Annotated in this window: 19 protein-coding genes; 7 read left to right on the top strand and 12 right to left on the bottom strand. The window is 67.4% G+C overall.

All coding sequences use genetic code 11. The features are described from left to right. Window positions 1-132: 132 nt before the first annotated feature. The gene (gene glp / locus D3D02_RS10390) at window positions 133-1,443 is read left to right on the top strand and encodes a gephyrin-like molybdotransferase Glp (protein WP_121569913.1); all 1,311 of its coding nucleotides are present in this window, start codon (window positions 133-135) and stop codon (window positions 1,441-1,443) included. Further along, entirely contained in the window at window positions 1,440-3,353 is a 1,914-nt protein-coding gene (locus D3D02_RS10385) for a molybdopterin biosynthesis protein (RefSeq protein ID WP_233560635.1), read from the top strand. The genes glp and D3D02_RS10385 overlap by 4 nt, the downstream gene beginning before the upstream one ends. A 40-nt stretch (window positions 3,354-3,393) precedes the next feature. On the opposite strand, the gene D3D02_RS10380 is transcribed toward D3D02_RS10385, so the two are convergent. The 7 genes from D3D02_RS10380 to D3D02_RS10350 all read right to left on the bottom strand — a co-directional run bounded on the left by D3D02_RS10380 (window position 3,394) and on the right by D3D02_RS10350 (window position 8,726). Beyond that, window positions 3,394-4,101: an HAD family hydrolase gene (locus tag D3D02_RS10380; RefSeq protein ID WP_121569911.1), complete on the bottom strand. Its 708-nt coding sequence runs from the start codon at window positions 4,099-4,101 to the stop codon at window positions 3,394-3,396. Window positions 4,102-4,221: 120 nt separating this feature from the next. Next, entirely contained in the window at window positions 4,222-4,593 is a 372-nt protein-coding gene (gene lwrS / locus D3D02_RS10375; protein WP_121569910.1) for an LWR-salt protein, read from the bottom strand. A gap of 1 nt (window position 4,594) precedes the next feature. Continuing rightward, on the bottom strand, window positions 4,595-4,870 hold the full coding sequence (locus D3D02_RS10370) for a 4a-hydroxytetrahydrobiopterin dehydratase (RefSeq protein ID WP_121569909.1): 276 nt from the start codon (window positions 4,868-4,870) through the stop codon (window positions 4,595-4,597). A gap of 117 nt (window positions 4,871-4,987) precedes the next feature. After that, on the bottom strand, window positions 4,988-6,388 hold the full coding sequence (gene hemA / locus D3D02_RS10365; RefSeq protein ID WP_121569908.1) for a glutamyl-tRNA reductase: 1,401 nt from the start codon (window positions 6,386-6,388) through the stop codon (window positions 4,988-4,990). Then, entirely contained in the window at window positions 6,373-7,155 is a 783-nt protein-coding gene (locus tag D3D02_RS10360) for a bifunctional precorrin-2 dehydrogenase/sirohydrochlorin ferrochelatase (RefSeq protein WP_121569907.1), read from the bottom strand. The genes hemA and D3D02_RS10360 overlap by 16 nt, the downstream gene beginning before the upstream one ends. 32 nt (window positions 7,156-7,187) lie before the next feature. Next, window positions 7,188-8,258, bottom strand: a complete 1,071-nt coding sequence (locus tag D3D02_RS10355) for an Lrp/AsnC family transcriptional regulator (protein ID WP_121569906.1) — start codon at window positions 8,256-8,258, stop codon at window positions 7,188-7,190. Window positions 8,259-8,327: 69 nt separating this feature from the next. Next, window positions 8,328-8,726 (bottom strand): DUF5778 family protein, encoded by a 399-nt coding sequence (locus tag D3D02_RS10350; protein ID WP_121569905.1) that lies wholly within the window; start codon window positions 8,724-8,726, stop codon window positions 8,328-8,330. A 115-nt stretch (window positions 8,727-8,841) separates the two neighbouring features. Between D3D02_RS10350 and D3D02_RS10345 the strand changes: the two genes are divergently transcribed. Next, window positions 8,842-9,756, top strand: coding sequence for an MBL fold metallo-hydrolase (locus D3D02_RS10345; protein ID WP_121569904.1), 915 nt, complete (start codon window positions 8,842-8,844; stop codon window positions 9,754-9,756). 243 nt (window positions 9,757-9,999) lie between these two features. On the opposite strand, the gene D3D02_RS10340 is transcribed toward D3D02_RS10345, so the two are convergent. After that, window positions 10,000-11,937, bottom strand: a complete 1,938-nt coding sequence (locus D3D02_RS10340; RefSeq protein ID WP_121569903.1) for an aldehyde ferredoxin oxidoreductase family protein — start codon at window positions 11,935-11,937, stop codon at window positions 10,000-10,002. A 169-nt stretch (window positions 11,938-12,106) separates the two neighbouring features. Between D3D02_RS10340 and D3D02_RS10335 the strand changes: the two genes are divergently transcribed. After that, window positions 12,107-13,204 (top strand): archaeosine biosynthesis radical SAM protein RaSEA, encoded by a 1,098-nt coding sequence (locus D3D02_RS10335; RefSeq protein ID WP_121569902.1) that lies wholly within the window; start codon window positions 12,107-12,109, stop codon window positions 13,202-13,204. 82 nt (window positions 13,205-13,286) lie between these two features. Here the strand turns inward: D3D02_RS10335 and D3D02_RS10330 are convergent, their stop codons facing one another. The 3 genes from D3D02_RS10330 to purS all read right to left on the bottom strand — a co-directional run bounded on the left by D3D02_RS10330 (window position 13,287) and on the right by purS (window position 14,916). Next, the gene (locus tag D3D02_RS10330) at window positions 13,287-13,796 is read right to left on the bottom strand and encodes a TspO/MBR family protein (RefSeq protein WP_115821717.1); all 510 of its coding nucleotides are present in this window, start codon (window positions 13,794-13,796) and stop codon (window positions 13,287-13,289) included. Window positions 13,797-13,931: 135 nt separating this feature from the next. Then, window positions 13,932-14,609, bottom strand: coding sequence for a phosphoribosylformylglycinamidine synthase I (purQ, locus tag D3D02_RS10325; RefSeq protein ID WP_121569901.1), 678 nt, complete (start codon window positions 14,607-14,609; stop codon window positions 13,932-13,934). A gap of 55 nt (window positions 14,610-14,664) precedes the next feature. Next, a complete protein-coding gene (gene purS, locus D3D02_RS10320; protein WP_121569900.1) occupies window positions 14,665-14,916 on the bottom strand; it encodes a phosphoribosylformylglycinamidine synthase subunit PurS in 252 nt (83 codons plus the stop codon). A 188-nt stretch (window positions 14,917-15,104) separates the two neighbouring features. Between purS and D3D02_RS10315 the strand changes: the two genes are divergently transcribed. Next, on the top strand, window positions 15,105-16,094 hold the full coding sequence (locus D3D02_RS10315) for a formyltetrahydrofolate deformylase (RefSeq protein ID WP_121569899.1): 990 nt from the start codon (window positions 15,105-15,107) through the stop codon (window positions 16,092-16,094). 117 nt (window positions 16,095-16,211) lie between these two features. Further along, the gene (locus D3D02_RS20635; RefSeq protein ID WP_158599351.1) at window positions 16,212-16,355 is read left to right on the top strand and encodes a hypothetical protein; all 144 of its coding nucleotides are present in this window, start codon (window positions 16,212-16,214) and stop codon (window positions 16,353-16,355) included. A gap of 7 nt (window positions 16,356-16,362) precedes the next feature. On the opposite strand, the gene D3D02_RS10310 is transcribed toward D3D02_RS20635, so the two are convergent. Further along, complete coding sequence (locus tag D3D02_RS10310; protein WP_121569898.1) at window positions 16,363-17,400, bottom strand: phosphoribosylaminoimidazolesuccinocarboxamide synthase; 1,038 nt, start codon at window positions 17,398-17,400, stop codon at window positions 16,363-16,365. Window positions 17,401-17,550: 150 nt separating this feature from the next. Between D3D02_RS10310 and cofH the strand changes: the two genes are divergently transcribed. Continuing rightward, entirely contained in the window at window positions 17,551-18,960 is a 1,410-nt protein-coding gene (gene cofH / locus D3D02_RS10305) for a 7,8-didemethyl-8-hydroxy-5-deazariboflavin synthase subunit CofH (RefSeq protein WP_121569897.1), read from the top strand. Window positions 18,961-19,062 lie beyond the last annotated feature (102 nt).

The raw sequence follows: 19,062 nt of genomic DNA, 5'->3' as shown, positions 1-19,062 counted from the left end.
GGCGCCCGGCGACGGCCGTTTCCGGTCGGCTGTCGCAGTGGCCGATCGGCGGTCCCGCTCGCCCCACCAACGGTGCGTCGGCATTGCTCTTGTGGCGCGGTTCTTTTTGTACTGGCGCCCGCAACCTCCGGTATGGATTCTGCGGACACCGACGAGACGCCTCCCGACCGCCGATCGGCCGGGTTCAAGGACCGAACGCGAGTGGCCGACGCCCGTCGTCGACTCCTCGACGCGGCGACGCCGCACGAGCGGACTGAGCGGCTCTCGCTCGTTCCAGCGGACGGCCGCGCGCTCGCCGAACCGGTCTCATCGCCGCGGGCCGTTCCGAACTACGACCGCGCGGCGATGGACGGCTGGGCGGTCCGCGCCCGCGACACCTTCGGCGCGTCGGACCGCTCTCCGGGCATCCTCCGCGTCGCCGACGCCGAACCGCACTCCGTCCCGGAGACGCCCGTCGACCCCGAGACTGCTGTTCGGGTCCACACCGGGAGCAAACTCCCCGCGGGTGCCGACGCCGTCGTGATGATCGAGCACGCAGAGCACGTCGGCGACGACCTGGAAGTGTTCGACGCCGTCACCGACGGCGAGAACGTCGCGCCGGTCGGCGAGGACGTCGCGGACGGCCAAGAGTTGTTCGAGCCCGGACACCGCCTGCGCCCCTCCGATCTCGGCCTGTTGAAATCGGTCGGCGTCGACCGCGTCACCGCCTACGAACGCCCGACCGTCGGCGTGATCCCGACGGGCGAGGAGTTAGTTCAAGACGACCCCGAGCCGGGCGAAGTGATCGAGACCAACGGCCTGACTGTCTCGCGCCTCGTCGACCGCTGGGGCGGCGTGCCGACGTACCGCAACGTCGTCACCGACGACGAGTCGGCCCTTCGCGCGGCGATCCAGCGGGACCTGACGAAAGATATCGTCGTCACGACGGGCGGTTCCTCGGTCGGCGCGCGCGACCTCCTGCCCGAAGTCGTCGACGACCTCGGCGAGGTGCTCGTCCACGGCGTCGCGCTCAAGCCGGGGCACCCGGTCGCGCTCGGCATTGTCGAGGACACGCCGATCGTGATGCTGCCGGGTTACCCCGTCGCCGCCATCGTCAACGCGGTCCAGTTCCTCCGTCCCGTGCTGAAGTACGTCGGTCACCTCCCGGACGATCCGCCGCCGACCACAGAGGCCGAACTCGCCAGAAAGATCCCGAGCGAACCCGGCGTCCGGACGTTCGCCCGCGTCACAGTCGACGACGATGGACGCGGGAACGACGGCGACGACCTCGGCGGCGACGACGACGCGTCGAGCCTCTCGACCGCGACGCCGACGCGCGCCTCCGGCTCGGGCGTCCTCTCGTCTGTGGCGCTGGCCGACGGCTGGGTCGTCGTTCCCGAGGGTCGCGAGGGGTTCGACGTCGGTGAGACCGTGACGGTCGAACACTGGGAGTGGTCTGCGTGAGCGACCGCAAGCAGTTCCGCGACCTCGCTGACCCGGAGGTCGCCCGCGAGGCCATCGCGTCGCTGGATCTCGCGCCCGACTCCGAGACGGTCCCGCTGGCGGAGGCGCGCGGTCGCGTCCTCGCCGAACGGATCGACGCGGACCTCGACGTCCCCGGGTTCGACCGCGCGAGCGTCGACGGCTACGCGGTCCGCGGTCGCGACACCTTCGGGGCCGACGAGGCCGACCCGATCGAGTTCGACCTCGTCGGGACGGTCCACGCGGGCACCGAACCCGAGGTCGACGTCGGTGCGGGCGAGGCGGCCGAGATCTCGACCGGCGCGGTGATGCCTGCCGGCGCGGACGCGGTCGTGATGGTCGAGCGGACCGAGGAACTGACCGACGCCGATGCGGAGACACCGAGCGCGGTCGCCGTCCGCAACGCGGTCGCGCCCGGCGACAACGTGATGCTCGCCGGCACCGACGTCGCGGCCGGCGCGCGGGCGCTCGGCCCCGGGACGCGACTCACGCCCCGCGAGATCGGCCTGCTCTCGGCGCTCGGTCTCGACGAGGTCCCTGTCCGTGGGACGCCGACGATCGGCATCGTCTCCACCGGCGACGAACTCGTCCGACCGGGCGAGGACCTCCACAGCGAGCGCGGCGAGATCTACGACGTGAACAGCTACACGATCGCCGCGGGCGTCGAGGAGGCTGGCGGAGAAGCGAAACTGTACCCCCACGCCGGTGACGACTACGCGGAGATGGAGCGGCTGCTCCTCGAGGCGGCCGACGAGTGCGACCTCGTCCTCTCCTCGGGGTCGACCTCGGCCTCGGCGGTCGACGTGATCTACCGGGTCGTCGAAGAGCGCGGCGAACTCCTCTTACACGGCGTCGCGGTCAAACCCGGCAAGCCGATGCTCATCGGCGAACTCGGCGACAGCGCCTACGTCGGGCTGCCGGGCTATCCCGTCTCCGCGCTCACCATCTTCCGGACGTTCGTCGCGCCCGCGATCCGCGAGGCCGCAGCGCTCCCCGAACCGCAGACCGCGACCGTGCGCGGCCGGATGGCCCGCCGCGAGCGCTACGCCGAGGGGCGACTCCGCCTGATGCCCGCCGGCCTCGTGACCGACGCGGACGGCGAGACGCTCGTCTACCCGGTCGACAAGGGCTCCGGCGCGACGACCTCTCTCGTCGAAGCCGACGGCGTCGTCGCGGTCGATCCCGACACCGAGTATCTCGGCGAAGGGGAGGAAGTCGAGGTCCAACTGTTCTCGCCGGACGTGCGCGCGCCGACGCTCTTGGCCGTCGGCGAGGACGACCCCGCGCTCTCGCGCCTGCTCGACCGCCTCGACAATCCGCGATTCCTCCCGGTCGGGAGCCGCGAGGGACTGCGTCGACTCTCCAATACGATCCCGGACGTCGCCGTCGTCGCCGGCCCGGTCGACCGCGACGTCGAGACCGTCGACCTCGGCGGCTGGACCCGGGAGTGGGGACTCGTCGTGCCGGCGGGGAACCCGGAACGCGTCGACGGCCTCGCCGACCTCGTGGATCGCGACCTCGCGTTCGTCAACCGAGGCCGCGACGCCGGGATCCGTTCGAGCCTCGACGCTGCGATCGAGGACCTGGCTACCGAACGCGACGCCTCTCGACGTGACCTCACCGACGCGATTCGCGGCTACGGCGTCGGAACGAAAGGCTTCGAGAGTCCCGCACGCGCGGTCGCCCGCGGAAACGCCGATGCTGGACTCGGCCTCCGCGCGACGGCCGACGCTCTCGGACTCGACTTCGTCCCGCTCGGTACGGAGCCAGTTCGCGTGCGTGCGAACCCGGACCGCGTCGAGAAAACGGGCGTCGAAGAACTGGCCGCCGAACTAGAGGCCGCCTCGGACCTCTTCGCGTCGCTCTCCGGGTACGATCACGACACCTCCTGAACACTGTCGGCTGCTGCGCTCCTCACCCGGGTCGGCCGCGCTACTCGACCGTGCCGCCGTCGGCGGCGACGTTGCTACCGAGGATCTCACGGGACAGTTCGTCGAACGAGGAGACGCGGTAATCCGCGAGCACGCAGCGGCCGCGTCGGTGTGGCGAGTGCCGCTCGACGTGGATCCCTTCGAGGCCGGCGTTCCAGGCCGCCTCGACGTCGCTTGCACCGTCTCCCGCGAGGACGCCGCGCCCCGGCTGTGAGGCGTCCAGCCCCAACCGCTCGATCGCGTGTTGGACTGGGGCCGGGTCGGGCTTCCACCCGATTTCGGGCGTGCAGGAGACGAACGCGTCGAACCAGTCCCCGACGTCGAGGTGGTCGATCACGGGTTCGGCGAGGAACTCCTGGCAGTGCGTCACCACCCCGACCGGGACGTCGGCGGCTACGAGTTCAGAGACTAACGCCGCGGCGTCGTCGTGGAGGTACGTCGCCTCCGCGCGGGCCTGCGGGTCTTCGACGGCGTGAAACGCCGGCCAGAACTCCTCGGGGTCGATCCCCCACGCCCGGAGCTGGGGGTCTCGCGCTCCGCCGAGGCCGTGCCAGACGATCTCGGCCTCCCGGTCGGTGAACTCCCGGCCGAGACGCTCGCCAACGCGGTCGAACACCTCGCGGGTGTAGGACCACTCGGCGTCGACGATCGTGCCGTCGAGGTCGAACAGCCAGAAGTCGTAGTCGGCGTCGGGGTCGGAGGGGACCATTGGACCGGCTATAGGACGCCCCCGCGTAAGTGTATTTCGTCGGGTCGAATTCGAATCGGTCGATTCGAGCCGTGATCGGTGACGGATCCTCGCTCGTCGACCCTCAGGAATCGACGATTCTCAGGAGTCGACGACTCGAATGCTGGAGCCGAGGTGTCGATGGAGCACGTCGCGGGGCGGATCGCCGTTGAAGGGCTCGGGGTTCGACGCGATTTCCGCTTCGAGCGCCTCGCGGTACTCCTGGTCGAGTTTGAGTTCGCTGAAGCTCACGCGGTCGGCCGGGACCGAAAGCCACGACTCCGCGAGGTCGCGAGCGTGTCTCTCGTCGCCGATTTCGCCGCGCCAGAGCACGTCCCGGAAGAACAGCCACTCGCCGTCACCGGGCGGATCGGCGGCGACTTCGACGACCGTTTCGACGGTCTCCGGCGTGACGCTGACGCCCGGGGCCGTCTCGAAGCGGGCCTCGACGCGGAAGACGTACGCGGCGTGCACGTCAGTACTCGGCGTCGAAGAGGTTCGCCAGCCGGATGTCCTTCTCGGTGATGCCACCCTCTTCGTGGCTCGTCAGTCTGACTTCGACTTCCTCGTAGCCGACCCGGATCTCCGGGTGGTGGAACTCCTCTTCGGCGACTTCGCCGACGTGCGTGACGAAGGCGATGCCGGCCAGGTAGTCGTCGAACTCGTAGGTCCGGACGATCTCGTCGCCGTCGCGTTCCCACTGGTCGGGGAGTTGCGTTTGGATCTCGTCGTCGGAGAGTAGTTCAGCCATACGCTACGTGTCACTCGCTGGGCGCATAATGGTTCGCCCCGTTACCCCGAAACTACGGGATGTCTCCGGTTCGGCGGGGTCTCCGCAGCGTCCGGGCGGCGAGTCGCAGAAACAGGATCAGTCGTCGGAGACGCTTTCGAGGACGTACGGCGGGACGTCTTCCTCGCCCGCGTCGTTAGGGTTTCCCTCGGCGTCCGTCGACGTCCGCTCAGCGTCGGCTGTTTCCTCTGCGACCTCGCGTCGGTCGGCCGAGGCTCGTGTCCGCGATCGCGAGACCGTGCCGAACTCCGGATCGAAGAGCGCCATCGCCGTCTGGATCGTCGACCAGTCGTCTTCGACGGCGGCCTCGCGGAGACTCTTCGTCGGCGCCGAGAGCAACTGCCCGACGAGTGCGTCCGCCATCGACTCGACGGTTTCGCGCTGCTCCTCGGTGAGGTCGCCCTGGGATTCGAGCCGGGTGATCGCGGTCTCGACCTCGCGGGATTTGACCTGTTCGGCCGCCTCGTACATCGTGCTGATCGCTTCGTCGGCCTGACGGCGTTTGTAGGCGTCGAGAAGCCGATCGAACTCATCGTCGATCATCGCCTCGACCTCACGGGCGGCTGCCTTCCGGGCGGCTTTCGTCTCCTCGGTCACCGATTCCAGCGCGTCGATGTCGTGGACGATCACCTGCTCGATCGTCGACGCCTCGGGATCGACGTCTCGCGGTTGCGCGAGATCGATCACGAGCGTCTCGCCCGCGTCGTCGATGTCGGTCGGATCCAGGAGGTAGTCCGGATGGTTCGTCGCCGTCACGACGATGGTCGCATCGCCGAGTACGCCACCGATCTCCTCGAGGGAGATCGCCCGGGCGGCCGTCTCGACGGTCGACGCCAGATGTTCGGCGTGCGGGACCGTCCGGTTCGCGATCACGAGTTCTGCGACGCCCGCGTCCGCGAGCGCCTCCGCGGTCAGTTTGCCCATCTCGCCGGCCCCGATCACGAGCGCCGTCGCGCCGTCGAGATCGATTTCCGTCTCGGCCAGCCGTGCGGCGGCCGACCCGATCGAGATCGCGCCCTCGTTGATTCCGGTCTCGGTGCGAGCGCGCTCGCCGACGTGGACCGCCTTCGTCAGCCCCGTCTCGAACGCCGGGCCGAGCGCACCGGCGCCGCGAGCGATCTCTATCGCGCGCTTGAACTGGCCGATGATCTGGTCCTCGCCGAGTACGAGCGATTCGAGTCCCGCGGCGACTCGCATCAGGTGCCGCAGGCTCTCTTCGTGGCCCATCTCGACGACGACGTCGTCGTCGACGTCCTCGTGTAGCGGTTCGAGCGCACGCCGCCCGGCATCGACGCTGTCGGCGACGACGTACGCCTCTGCGCGGTTGCACGTCTGGATCGCGAACGCCTCGCTGACACCCTCGGAGTCCAGAAGCGTCTCGACGACGCTGCGTACGTCCTCGCCTGTGGCCGCCTCGATTTGGTCGACGCTGGCGCGGTCGTGCGACACACGAGTCCCGCAGATCACTCCCGTGTCCATCGGTCACCCCCCGTCGTGTTCCGTATCACGCGTGTCGCCTCTTGGCGGGGATTAGATTCCCCCGTACGTAAAGCCTTCCAAACCAGCGGCTCTCGAACAACCGCTCGAATCGCATCACGACGCGTCGATGGATCGAGAGCAGACGCCTTCAGTTCCGCGCGCAGGTCCGCTGTGAGCGCCGCCATCGACTCTGCGCCATCGATCTCCGCTTCGATCTGCTCGCGGAGATACTTCGCGAGCGCCGGACTCCGCCCGCCGGTCGAGATTGCGACCCGGACATCGCCGTCCTCGACGGTCGCCGGCACGACGACGTCGGTCGCACTTCGGGTGGTTCCGTCGTCTCCGTCGGCATCGTCGTCGCTGTCAGCCGTGCAGTCGCTGTCGGCCTCGTCACTACTGTCGGATGTGTCACCGTCGACCGCACTGTCACCGTCGACCGCACTGTCACCGCCGACGCTCCGGTCGGCGTGATTGACGAGCAGGCCTCGCTCCCGCCCGGCGGCGGCGACCGCATCGTTCACGTCGTCGTCGTCGGTCGCGGCGACGACGAGCGCCGGTTCCGTTCGATCCAGCCACGTCTCGACGCCGTCGGGATCGGGGCGTGCCCGCACGAGGTCCGCGTCGCCGAAATCGTACTCGCCGAAGTCAGGGCTCACGACGACGACCGTCGCCTCGGTGGCGAAGCGGCGGGCCTTCCGCGCGCCGATGCGGCCGCCACCGAACACGAGCACCGTCTCGTCGGTGAAATCGTGGTACAGCGGAATCATCTGTCTGTGGCTCCCTCGCGTTGCACGGCGAATCACTCCGTGTTCGCCGTGGCTCGCTCGTCGAGTCGGATGCCCGTCTTCTTCAGGATTCGCGTCGAGAACAGCGAGTCCCAGTCGTCTTCGTCGACGTCCCAGTACTCGGCCATCCGATCGCGCACCTGTTCGATGCGGCGGTCGCTCTCGGCCTCCGAGCGGCCGTGCGTCATCGCGAAGAAGTTGTACGGCCAGACGCCCTCGTGACGGGGACGGTGATAGCAGTGCGTGACGAACGGCAGCGACGCCACCGCGGGGCCGACCTCCGCGACCAGTTCGTCGGGGACGTCCCAGACGGTCATCCCGTTCTCGGTGTAGCCGAGCGCGTAGTGGTTCGGGACGACGCCGACGCGCCGGACTTTGCCCTCCTGTTCGAAGCGCTTGATCGTCTCGACGACCCACGCCGTCTCGGCGCCGATCGCGTCGGCGACGTCGGCGTACGGCGTCGCCGTCACCGGCAGGCCGCCCTGGATCTCGACGACGAGGTCGCGCTCCTCGGGCGTGAGCGTCTGTTGGTCCGTCGGCGTCACGTCGGGACCCAGATCGGAGAGGTCAACGTCGCCGTCGGGGATCGGCCCGTCGAGCAGGAACTTCGCTTCGACGCGGAACTCCTGCTGTTTCGGGAGGTTGTACGTCTCCTGGCCGGTCTCGTTTTCGATCTCGTCGAGCACCTCGCGGACGCGGTCCTCGTCGGCGACGCTGACGACGAACCACATATTGAGATGGGGGTGTTCGCGCTCGTAGTTGTGTGCGACTTCCCGATGCGCGTTGACGGTCTCTGCGACCTCGTCGAAGCGCTCCTCGGGCGCGTGCATCGCGACGAGCGTCGCCGTGCCGCCGATCTCCTCGGCGTTCACGAGCGCGCCGAACCGACTCAGCACGCCCGACTCGTCGAGATCTTGGATGCGTTCGAGTAGCTCTGCCGCGGTCACGTCGATTCCGCGCTCGCGCAGCGCGGCCGCGGCCGGCTCGAACGGCCGTTCGACGACCGGAAAGCCGCCCTGAAAGGCGTTGACCGCGGCGCGATCGAGTTCCGAAAGCCCCGCGACGTCCGCGTCTGCCTCGCTCATACCCGACGCTCGGAGTTCCGGGAGGATAAGCGTCTCGAAGGGGTCGAAAACGAGGGGATTCGCCGGTCGCTACGGGACGGTCGTCACGCGTTCGACGTGATCCAGGGCCGCTAGATCGTTGGCAAGCGTCTCCTGCTCGGGGCCGGCTTCGTAGTAGAACACGAGATCGAACGCGCCCTCGCGGAGTAACTGCTGGCACTCCCAGACGAACTCCTCGCCGTCGAGGGTCAGCCCCTGGAACTGATTCGAGGCGAACTCGTCGGTGTCGTTGCCGGCGTAGATGTACGTCTCGCCCTTCTCGGCGTGCTCTGAGATCACGTCGTTGATGTCGACGGTGAGTTCGTGCATCTCCAGATCCTCCTGCCCAGCGAGGTCGGTGTGGACGATCGCACCGACGAGTTCGATGTCGCCGGGTTCGAGCAGTCTGAGGGTGCGCTGGTAGAGATCCTCGTCGAGTGTCTCGCTCATACCCGAGCGTCGGCCGCGTGAGATAAACGGGTGGCGGTTTGCGTCGACCCCGACGACCGATCGACGGCCTCGCCCGGACGGAACGCTTTTTTCGCCGCGCGTCGCCGGTTCCGCTATGGCTATCGGCGACCTCGCCCCGGTCGAGGGAACGGACGACGTCTACTACGTCGACGTCGGGACGCACGGCATTCCGCGCTACGGCTCGGTGTACATCATCGACGCCGCGGAACCGACGTTCGTCGACACGGGCCTCGGCCGCAACCACGAGTACCTCCTCGACGCGCTCGACGAACTCGACATCGCGCGCGAGGACGTGCGGCACATCCTCCCGACGCACGCGCACCTGGATCACGCCGGCGGCGCGGGCTACCTCGCCGAGGCGTGTCCGAACGCGACGGTCCGCACCCACGAGATCGGCGCGCCGCACCTCGTCGACCCCGAGCGCCTCGTCGCGGGCACGAAAGACGCCGTCGGCGACCTCTGGGAGTACTACGCCGAGCCCGTGCCCGTCCCCGAATCGCAGATCGACCCGCTCGTCGACGGCGACGAGATCGACCTCGGCGACCGCACGCTCTCGGTGATCCACACACCCGGCCACGCCCCCCACCAGACGATCTTCTTCGATTCGAAGGACGGCCTGCTCTTCACCGGCGACGCCGCCGGGATCTACGTCCCCGAACGCGACGTCGTCCGACAGACCTCGCCGCCGCCGCAGTTCGACCTGGAACAGTGCCTGGCGGACGTCCGCAAGATCGAGGAACTCGACCCCGAGACGCTCTGTTTCGGGCACTTCGGCGCGCGGGAGTACGACGTCGCCCTGATGGAACAGTACAAGCGCGCGCTCGTCGAGTGGGTCGAAGCGGTCCGGCAGAAGCGCGCCGAACTCGACGACGACGAGGCCGTAATCGATTTCTTCGCCAACCACTCGGAGTTGGTCGAAGTCTGGGGCGAGCAGAAGGCGAGCGCCGAGGAGCGTCTGAACGCGAGCGGCGTGCTCGTGGCGCTCGATAGGGTCGAGCGCGACGACTAGTCGGTCACCGACAGCGTCCGGTTCGCCGCTGTGCGGCAGCGTCGCTCTTGATCCTCGAATCTCCCGTGAAAACGCGGGTTCGCGTGGTTCGACCCCGCCCGCTCGCGTCGGGTTTCCCCGAGCGACGCCGCGTGGGCGCTCGACTGCGCTGCGACGGCGGCCGCAGTTCGGCGTCAGGACCGCACGAAAATCAACTTTGCCGTGTTGACCCTGTGAAACGGTCCGAGACCGCTTGCCGCTTGATCAGTCGTCGGCGGGTGCCTGGCTGTCGCCGCTGGAGACGCCCGTGCCCGGGCCGACGTCGATGCCGAGTTCGTCGAGGCGTTCGTCGGTGACGACGCCGTCGACCCACTTGCGGCGCTCGTAGTACTCGTCTTTCATCTTTTCGAGCTCACAGAGCTGCCCCTCGGAGCCGCCCTGTCCGGGGACGGCTTCCTCGCCCTCGATGAACCGGCCCGGCAGCGAGTCGTCGTCGCCGTCGAAGCCGGCGAGGTTGTTGTAGTACCGTTCGAGGGTGTAGATGCGGTCGCCGGTCTCCATCAGCTCGTCTTCGGTGACGTCGAGTCCGGTCATTCCGTTGTACTGCGCCACGTACTCGTCGATACCCTCCGCGAAGGCGTTGAACTTGCAGATGTCGAAGGAGTCCGAGATGGCGTGGAGGTCCTGGAAGAGCGCACAGAGTTCGCCCTTGCCCTCCCACTCGGTCGGATCGACCTTCTCCGGGAAGCCCAGGATCTCTGCGGACGGCGTGTACCCGCGCAGGTGACACGCGCCCCGGTTCGAGGTCGCGTAGCCGATGCCCATCCCCTTCATCGCGCGGGGGTCGTAGGCGGGGATCGTCTGCCCCTTGACGGCCAGCGAGTTGTCGTGGGCGTCGCGCTCCTCCGCAATGCGGCGTGCGCCCTTCGCGAGGAGTTTGCCGAGTTCCGTGTCTTGGTGGGCGATCTCCTCGAGCAGGTCGATCATCCGCTCGGTGTCGCCCCATTCCAGCCCCTCGTCGAGGTCGTCGAGTTTGCCCTGCTCGGTCATCTCCATCGCCATCGCCATCATATTCCCTGCCTCGATGGTGTCGATGCCGAGTTGGTTGCACTTGTTGATCATCACGGCGATGCTGTCGCGGTCGTCGTTCATCGAGTTCGGGCCGAGCGCGAACGCCGACTCGTACTCGTAGGACTCGCCGCGGACGTTCATCTCCTCGCCTTTGTGCGTGTAGTTGACCTCCACTTCCTTCTTACAGGCGACGGGGCAGGAGTGACACGTCGGCTCGTCGACGAGGATGTTCTCGCGGACGTTCTCACCGGAGACCTTTTCGGCTTCGATGTTGGGTTCGTCCGGCTCCGCTTCCGCCTCCGAGTGCGTCGAGGTGTACTTCCCGTTTCGGGTCGGCAGCCCGTCCATCTCCTCGGTGAGATTCATCAGGACGTTCGTCCCGTACAGCGAGAGTCCACCCTCGTTGGGGGCGGTGATGTCGGACTCGCGGATGAGCTGCATCGCCTGCTGGTAGCCCTCGGTGAACGTCTCCGGCTCTGCGGGCTTTGGCATCTTCGTGCCGGATTTGATGACGACGGCTTTCAGGTTCTTCGAGCCCATCACACAGCCGGTGCCGCCGCGCCCGGAGGCGCGGTCGTCTTCGTTGATGATGCAGGCGTACTTGGTGCCGTTCTCGCCGCCAGGGCCGATGGCCATCGCCGAGAGGTTCCGGCCGAACGTGCCGTCGTGCTCCGCTTCGATCTTGTCCATCGCGTCGTGGACGCCCAGTCCCCACAGCTCCGAGGCGTCACGCAGTTCGACCTCGCCGTCTTCGACGTAGGCGTAGACGGGCTCGTCGGCCTGGCCCTCGAAGAGCAGGCCGTCGAAGCCGGACCACTTGAGTCGAGCGCCCGACCAGCCGCCCTGATGAGAGTCCGTTACTGTCCCCGTCAGCGGCGACTTCGTACAGACGGCGATGCGGCCGCTCATCGGCGCTTGCGTCCCCGTCAGCGGGCCGTTCATAAACGCGAGCAGGTTCTCCGGTCCCTCGGGGTCGACGTCGACGCCCTGATCGAATACGTACTTCACGCCGAGGCCGCGCCCGCCGATGTACTTGCGCGCGTCCTCGTCGTCGATTCCCTCGTACTGCACGTCGCCGCTCGTGAGGTCGACGCGAGCGACGTGGTCGTTGAATCCTCCCAGATCAGTCATTGTTAATGTCCATTGTTTCATAGGGGCGGAAATCTGTTAGTCGTTGCCACCACGGGGTAACCGGAAGGAGTTACGTGATCGTTGGCGGAGCACTCGTCGGGATCCCCACGTCCACCGATCCGGCGCACAGACGACGGAGATTTACCGACTCGTCGGTTACAGACGCGCAATGAGTCAGCCGAGCCCCGAGGTCTACGAGCACGGGAAGGGGATGGACGCCCACAATCAGGTGATGCGAGAGATCCGGTCGGAGAAGGAGAAACACTACGACCCTCACGAGCCGACGCGCGTCTGGCTCGACGAGGACAACACGCCCGATGGGGTCGTCAACTCGCTCACGATCATCCTCAACACCGGCGGCTGCCGGTGGGCCCGCGCCGGCGGCTGTACGATGTGCGGCTACGTCGCCGAGTCCGTCGAGGGCGGCAGCGTCTCCCACGAGGCGCTGATGGATCAGATCGACGTCTGTCTCGAACACGAAGCGGAAAATGCGGACGAACCCGCAGACCTCATCAAGATCTACACCTCCGGGTCGTTCCTCGACGAGCGCGAGGTCGGCGCCGAGAGCCGCCAGGCGATCGCCGAGACGTTTTCCGACCGCGAGCGGATCGTCGTCGAGTCGCTGCCGGACTTCGTCGACAAGGAGAAGATCGCCGAGTTCACCGACGTGGGCCTCTCGACCGACGTCGCGATCGGACTGGAGACTGCGACCGACCGCGTCCGTCACGACTGCGTGAACAAGTACTTCGACTTCGCGGACTTCGAGGCCGCCTGCGCGGAGGCCCGCGACGCCGACATCGACGCCGACGGCGTCAGCGCCGGCGTGAAAGCCTACCTGCTGATGAAGCCGCCGTTCCTCTCGGAGTCGGAGGCGATCGACGATATGATCTCGTCGGTCGAGCGATGCGCCGCCGTCGACGGCTGTCACACCGTCTCGATGAATCCCACGAACGTCCAGCGGTACACGATGGTCGACGAACTGTTCTTCCGCGGCGGCTACCGCCCGCCGTGGCTCTGGTCGGTCGCCGAGGTCCTCGAAGCGACCGCGGACGTCGACGCCATCGTCGTCTCCGACCCCGTCGGCCACGGCTCCGACCGCGGCCCGCACAACTGCGGCGAGTGCGACGACCGGGTCCAGAAAGCGATCAAGGACTTCGACAAGCGGCAGGACCCCGCGGTGTTCTCGCAGGTCTCCTGTGAGTGCGAGGCCACCTGGGAGTACGTCGTCGACGAGGAGACGAGCTACGGGATGCCACTGGCGCGGTAGGTGTCGCTGGTACGATAGACACCGCTGTCGTGATAGACGTCGCTGTCGCGATATCGACGCAGCCGTCGGAATCTGTGTCTGATCAGTTCAGGACCCAAAAGCGGTAGTTGAGGTACGCGGCGAAGCTCACCCAGAGGAGGTAGGGACCGAGCAGCAGCGCCGCACGTCGGTCGACGCGTGCGAACGCCCACATCGTCGCGACGATCAGCACCCAGAGCGCGGCGATGACCGCGAGACCGAGACCGATCGCCTGCAGTCCGAAGAACGCGGCCGACCAACCCAGATTGAAGACGAAGTGGACGGCGAACACGACGACGGCGAGGCGGACCGCACCGGGCGCGTCGGTCGCCCGCCGCCAGACGAGCCACAGTCCCGTGCCCATCAGCGCGAACAACGTGGTCCAGACGGGCCCGAACACCCAACTTGGCGGCGCGACTGCGGGTCGGACGAGCGAGTCGTACCACGTGCCGAGGCCCTGTGCGGTGAAAACCGCGCCCGACGCGCCGACGAGTTCGACGAGCAGAATCGACAGCACGAGCGCGAGGAGGGGGCGCTCCGTGGGCAATCGGCGGACGTTCGTCCCGAATGACATCACAGTGAATATTATATCGCAGCGATATAATATCTCCACCGACCGGCCGGCTTCGACTCGGCGACCGGTCGCCTTCTGCTCGCCGACGGGTCGGTCTCCTCCCAAGCGGCTGTCCGAAACTACGGGTCGCGTCGGTCAGGCGAACGCGGACAGCACGCCCTGGCCGTCGATGCTCCGACCGAGGTCGGGCAGCGTCGCGCGCTCGGGGTGGGGCATCAGCACCGCGACGTTCTCGTGGTCGCCGGTGATGCCGGCGACGTTCCCGCGCGAGCCGTTGGGGTTCGCGTCGGCGGTGACGTTGCCGTCGGCGTCGCAGTACCGGAACAGGATGCGGTCCTCGGCGACGAGGTCGTCGTAGCGATCGTCGGCGATCTCGAAGCGGCCTTCGCCGTGCGCGATCGGGATTTCGACGACGTCGCCCTCGTCGTAGGCGGCGGTCCACGGCGTGTCGGCGTTCTCGACGCGCAGGTAGACCGACTCACACTGGAAGCGTGCGCTCGCGTTCGTGGTGAACGCACCCGGGGTCAGTTTTGCCTCACAGCCGATCTGTGCGCCGTTGCAGACGCCGAGCACCGGGACGCCGTCTTCGGCGGCGTCGCGAACGTCGTTCATAATCGGCGAGTGCGCGGCCATCGCGCCCGCGCGGAGGTAGTCGCCGTAGGAGAAGCCACCCGGGAGCACGACGCCGTCGATATCCGACGGGAGGCCGTCTTCGTGCCAGACGCGCTCGGCGTCGACGCCGACGTGTGCGAGCGCCTGGACCGCGTCGCGGTCGCAGTTCGAGCCGCCGAACTGGACGACAGCGACCGTCACAGAGACCGACCTCCGTGGCGGGCAAAGACGGTCGGTGTCGAGGAAAGGAGGCTCATCAGGCTTCCGTCACCTCGACGTCGTAGTCGTGGATCGTCGGGTTCGCGAGCAGTCGCTCGGCCATCTCGTCGGCGCGGTCGGCCGCGGAGTCGGCCGACTCGGCGTCGAGATCGAGCTCGAACTGGTCCGCAGAGCGGAGCGCCTCCAGTTCGAATCCGAGACGTTCGAGCGCGCGCTTTGTCGTCTCGGCTTCGGGGTCCAACACGCCCCGCTTGAGGCGGACCGTCACCGTCGCGGTGTACGTCGTCATCGAATCGTAGTGCGCGGTCGTGTGTAAAAGACGTTTTGGACTGGTTCGGGTATACACGAACGTGATATCGGTGGGAGGGACGTCTCAGTGTTTGGAGGATTTACTCGGAATGGAAAGAAACGCTTTTAGCCGTCGCTGGATTCGCATCGACCGATGAGACCGCGCGCCGCGGCAGCGAGGTGGAAGCGATGACGAACGATCTGACCGAAATCACCGTCGTCGGCGGAGACAAGACGGGACTCGTCGCGAACGTCACGACGCTGCTGTTCGAGCGCGGAATCAACGTCGAAGACATCGACCAGGCCGTCCGCGACGGCGTCTTCCGGATGACGCTGCACGCGGACACCTCCGAGATGGTCTGCACCGAGTCGACGCTCCGAGATGCTCTCTCGGACCTCGGCGCGGACCTCGGCGTCGACATCCAGGTCCGGTTCCCGACGGACCGCGAGACGCGCCGGATCGCCGCGCTGGTGACCAAAGAGAGTCACTGCCTCGAAGCGCTCCTGCAGGCCCGCGCCGACGGCGGGCTCGACGCCGAGATCGCGGTCGTGATCGGGAACCACGACGATCTCGAACCCCTGGCGGACGCCTACGACGTGCCGTTCGTCGACGTCGGCGACGAGACCGGCGTCCCCGACGAAGACCACTTGCTGGAGGTGCTCGACGACTACGACGTCGACCTCGTGGCGCTCGCGCGCTTCATCCGCATTCTCAGCCCCGAGGTCGTCTTCCGCTACGAGGACCGCATCATCAACGTCCACCCCTCCCTGCTGCCGGCGTTCCCCGGCGCGAAGGCCTACCGGCAGGCGAAAGAAGAGGGCGTCCGGATCGCGGGTGTCACGGCCCACTACGTCACTACAGACCTCGACCAGGGGCCGATCATCTCCCAGCGCGTGTTCGACGTCCCCGACGACGCGTCCGTCGAGGAACTCCGCGAGCGCGGCCAACCGCTCGAAGCGGCGGCGTTCCTCGAAGCCATCCGACTGCATCTGGACGACGCCGTCTCCTCGCACCGTGGGCGGACGAGTCTCCGCGAGAGCGCCGACGCCGAGGACTACCAGCTCGGTCTCTCGGGAGACGCCGAGGCAGCCCACCCCGACGGCCCCGTCGACGACCTCGATTCGGCGCTTCGGAACGCGCCCGAGTCGCCGTCGGTTCCGGACCCGGCCGACGACTGATACGGTCGGGCACGCCGATTCTTTTAGTGACTCCACTCACGTGCTATGCTCGACGTCCGTGAGTCCACCTGCAAAAATGAACGGACGACTGCCACGTTCACGCCCGCCCTGCCTGCTATGAGGCCGTCTCCGTTCCGTGCGAAGGAGGTCGAGTATCTGTGCTACGTCCTCCTCGTCCTCCTCGGTGGCGCGTTACTCCTCTGGTTCGCGCTCGATTACGTCCAGTTGATCGAGACGGTGGCGGAGAACGCGCCGTGGTGAAACCGTCTCAGAGGTCGCGGACGCGGGCGACCGCGTCGTCGATGTCGGGCGCCTCGAACCACGCGGACCCGGTGTAGGCGTTTGTCCCGGCCGCATAGAGGTCCGCGACGGCTTCGAGAACGTCCGCCGGGAGCGACTCGGGCGAGCGGTCGCACAGGCCGCGCCAGTCGGCGACGCCCTCCTCGCGCGCCTGCGACTTCGCCTCGGAGACGGCGTCGACCCACTCGGGGTCGGTCCGCTTGTAGTACTGCCGGACGACCTCCTTCGAGACCTCCTGGCCGTCGTAGGAGAAGCGGTTCTCGTCGAAGGTACCGACGACGTCGGCGACTTTGATGGTGCCGTCGTGATACAGACACTCGATTTTGCCGTCCTCGTGGACGAACCCGCGTTCGGCGGCGCGTTCGTTCAGGACTTCGTTCACCGCGAGCGCGAGGTCTTCGAGGTCGTCGAGGGCGGCGACGCCGGCGATCCGGTCGGCCTCCGGCCGCGAGAGGTAGCGATCCTGTTCTTCGTACTTCGTCGAGAACTCGACGACTGGCTCCGGCAGGTCGACCGCCTCGTCGGGCCACGACGCGAGGTCGAGGCCGTATTCGGCGGGCGTTCCCCGAGACCGGAGGCTCGATCCCGCGGGAACGGTGTTGCGGAAGACGATCTCTAGGGGGATCAGGTAGTTCTCGCCGGCGGCATCGTGGTAGGCGTCGTAGTCGTACTCGTCGTCGCCGAGATAGGGGAGGTCCGGCACCTGCGTGAGTTCGATCGCCATCTCGGTCGGCGGTTCCTCGCACGCTTCGAGGGCGACGGGGTCGTCGCCGGCCGACGCGTCCGCGGGATAGACGCCCGTGTAGTGCGTCGGGACGTCGTGATCGGCCAGGCGCTCGAAGTTGTGTGCGCCCATCGTACACAGCGACGCGCCCTTGTTCGGGACGTGATCGGGCATCTCCCCCCAGTCGAAGACGGAGTACTGGTCGGTGAACACGAACCGTCCGCGCCCGAGGTCGGACGCCGTCGGTTCCGCGTCGACGCGGAACTCCTTGACGCTCGTCATACGCCGAAGTGGCGTCGGCATCGCACAAGAAGGCTTCCACTCCCGTGTGTACTTTCCCCGAATCGTGGTAGGATCTATACACGTCTGTGATATACCACGCCAGTTCCGCTACCACCTCACTTTTTGTCTCGTATTGCGTTGTGAACCGGTATGCGCGAGCCAGCCGCACCGACGGACGAGGGGTCCGACTCCGCTTCCGATTTCGAGTTCGACGTCGTCCCCGACACGGACCAGTCGTTCGAGAACGCGCTGGCGAAGGCCCGCGCGGGCGACCGCCTGACCGTCGACGACGGGATCGAACTGATCACGACCGGTACCGACGCGCCCGGAATCGACCCGATACGGAAAGAGCAGGTCCTCGAGGCCGCCGACCGGCGACGAGCCGAGGTCGTCGGCGACGAGGTCACGTTCGTGGCGAACCTCAACAACAACGTCACGACCGCGTGTAACACCGGCTGTCTGTTCTGCAACTTCAAGAACACCGCCCACCAGTTCGAGGCGGACTACGACGGCGAGCACGCGGGCTTCACCAAACCGCCCGCGGAGTCGCGCGCCGTCGTCGAGGACGCGCTCGATATGGGCATCTACGAGGTGACGTCGGTCTCGGGACTCCACCCGGCGTTCGCACTGAACGAGGAGCACCGCGAGATCCTGGCGACCTACGACGCCCCGGCGAAGGAGGTCGACTACAAGCCGCCGACGGTCTACGAGACCGATCCCGGAACGTACGTCGAGCAGATGCGGGCGATGTCTGTCGGCGGCGTCCACCTCCACTCGATGACGCCCGAGGAGGCCCAGCACGCCCGCCGCGGCACCGACTGGTCCTACGAGGAGGTCTACCGCGAACTGAAAGCAGCGGGCCTCGCCTCCGCGCCCGGCACCGCCGCGGAGATCCTCGTCGAGGAGGTCCGCGATGTCATCTGCCCGGGGAAGATCGGTACCGAAGAGTGGGTCGCCGCGATGGAGGGCGCGGTCGCGGCCGGACTCGACGTCACCTCGACGATGATGTACGGGCACGTCGAGAACGCGGCCCACCGCATCGAACATCTGAAAGTGATCCGCGATCTGCAGGACCGCACCGGCGGCATCACCGAGTTCGTCCCGCTCTCGTTCGTCCACGAGAACACGCCGCTGTACGAGAACGGCGTCGTCGACGGCGGCGCGAGCGACGCCGAAGACGAACTGGTGGTCGCGGTCGCCCGACTGTTCCTCGACAACGTCGAGAACATCCAGTCCTCCTGGGTGAAGTTCGGGAACGCGAAGGCGCTGAAACTGCTCAACTGCGGCGCGAACGACTTTATGGGGACGATCCTCTCGGAGGAGATCACCACCCGCGCCGGCGGGTCCTTCGGCGAGTTCCGCTCGTTCGACGACTACGTCGAGATGATCTCGGCGATCGGTCGTACGCCCGTCGAGCGTTCGACGGACTATCGGACGGTGCGCCGGATCGACATCGACGATCGACCCCACGGGCCACGTCTCGGGCCGCGGGCCGACGGCACGCCGATGCTCGACGGTCAGTCGCCGGCGGGTAGCGATCCCGCCCCCGCCGACGACTGAGAGAGAGTATCACAAGTCCCGATAGAATTCTCGCCGGACGGTACGGCGAGACCCCCCGAACAGTTACGATACTCCCTACGAGCGGCGATTTCACCGGACCCC

It is taken from the genome of Halobellus sp. Atlit-38R (assembly GCF_003665925.1).
Lineage (GTDB): Archaea > Halobacteriota > Halobacteria > Halobacteriales > Haloferacaceae > Haloquadratum > Haloquadratum inordinatus.
This window is presented reverse-complemented; position numbering and strand designations above follow the sequence as displayed.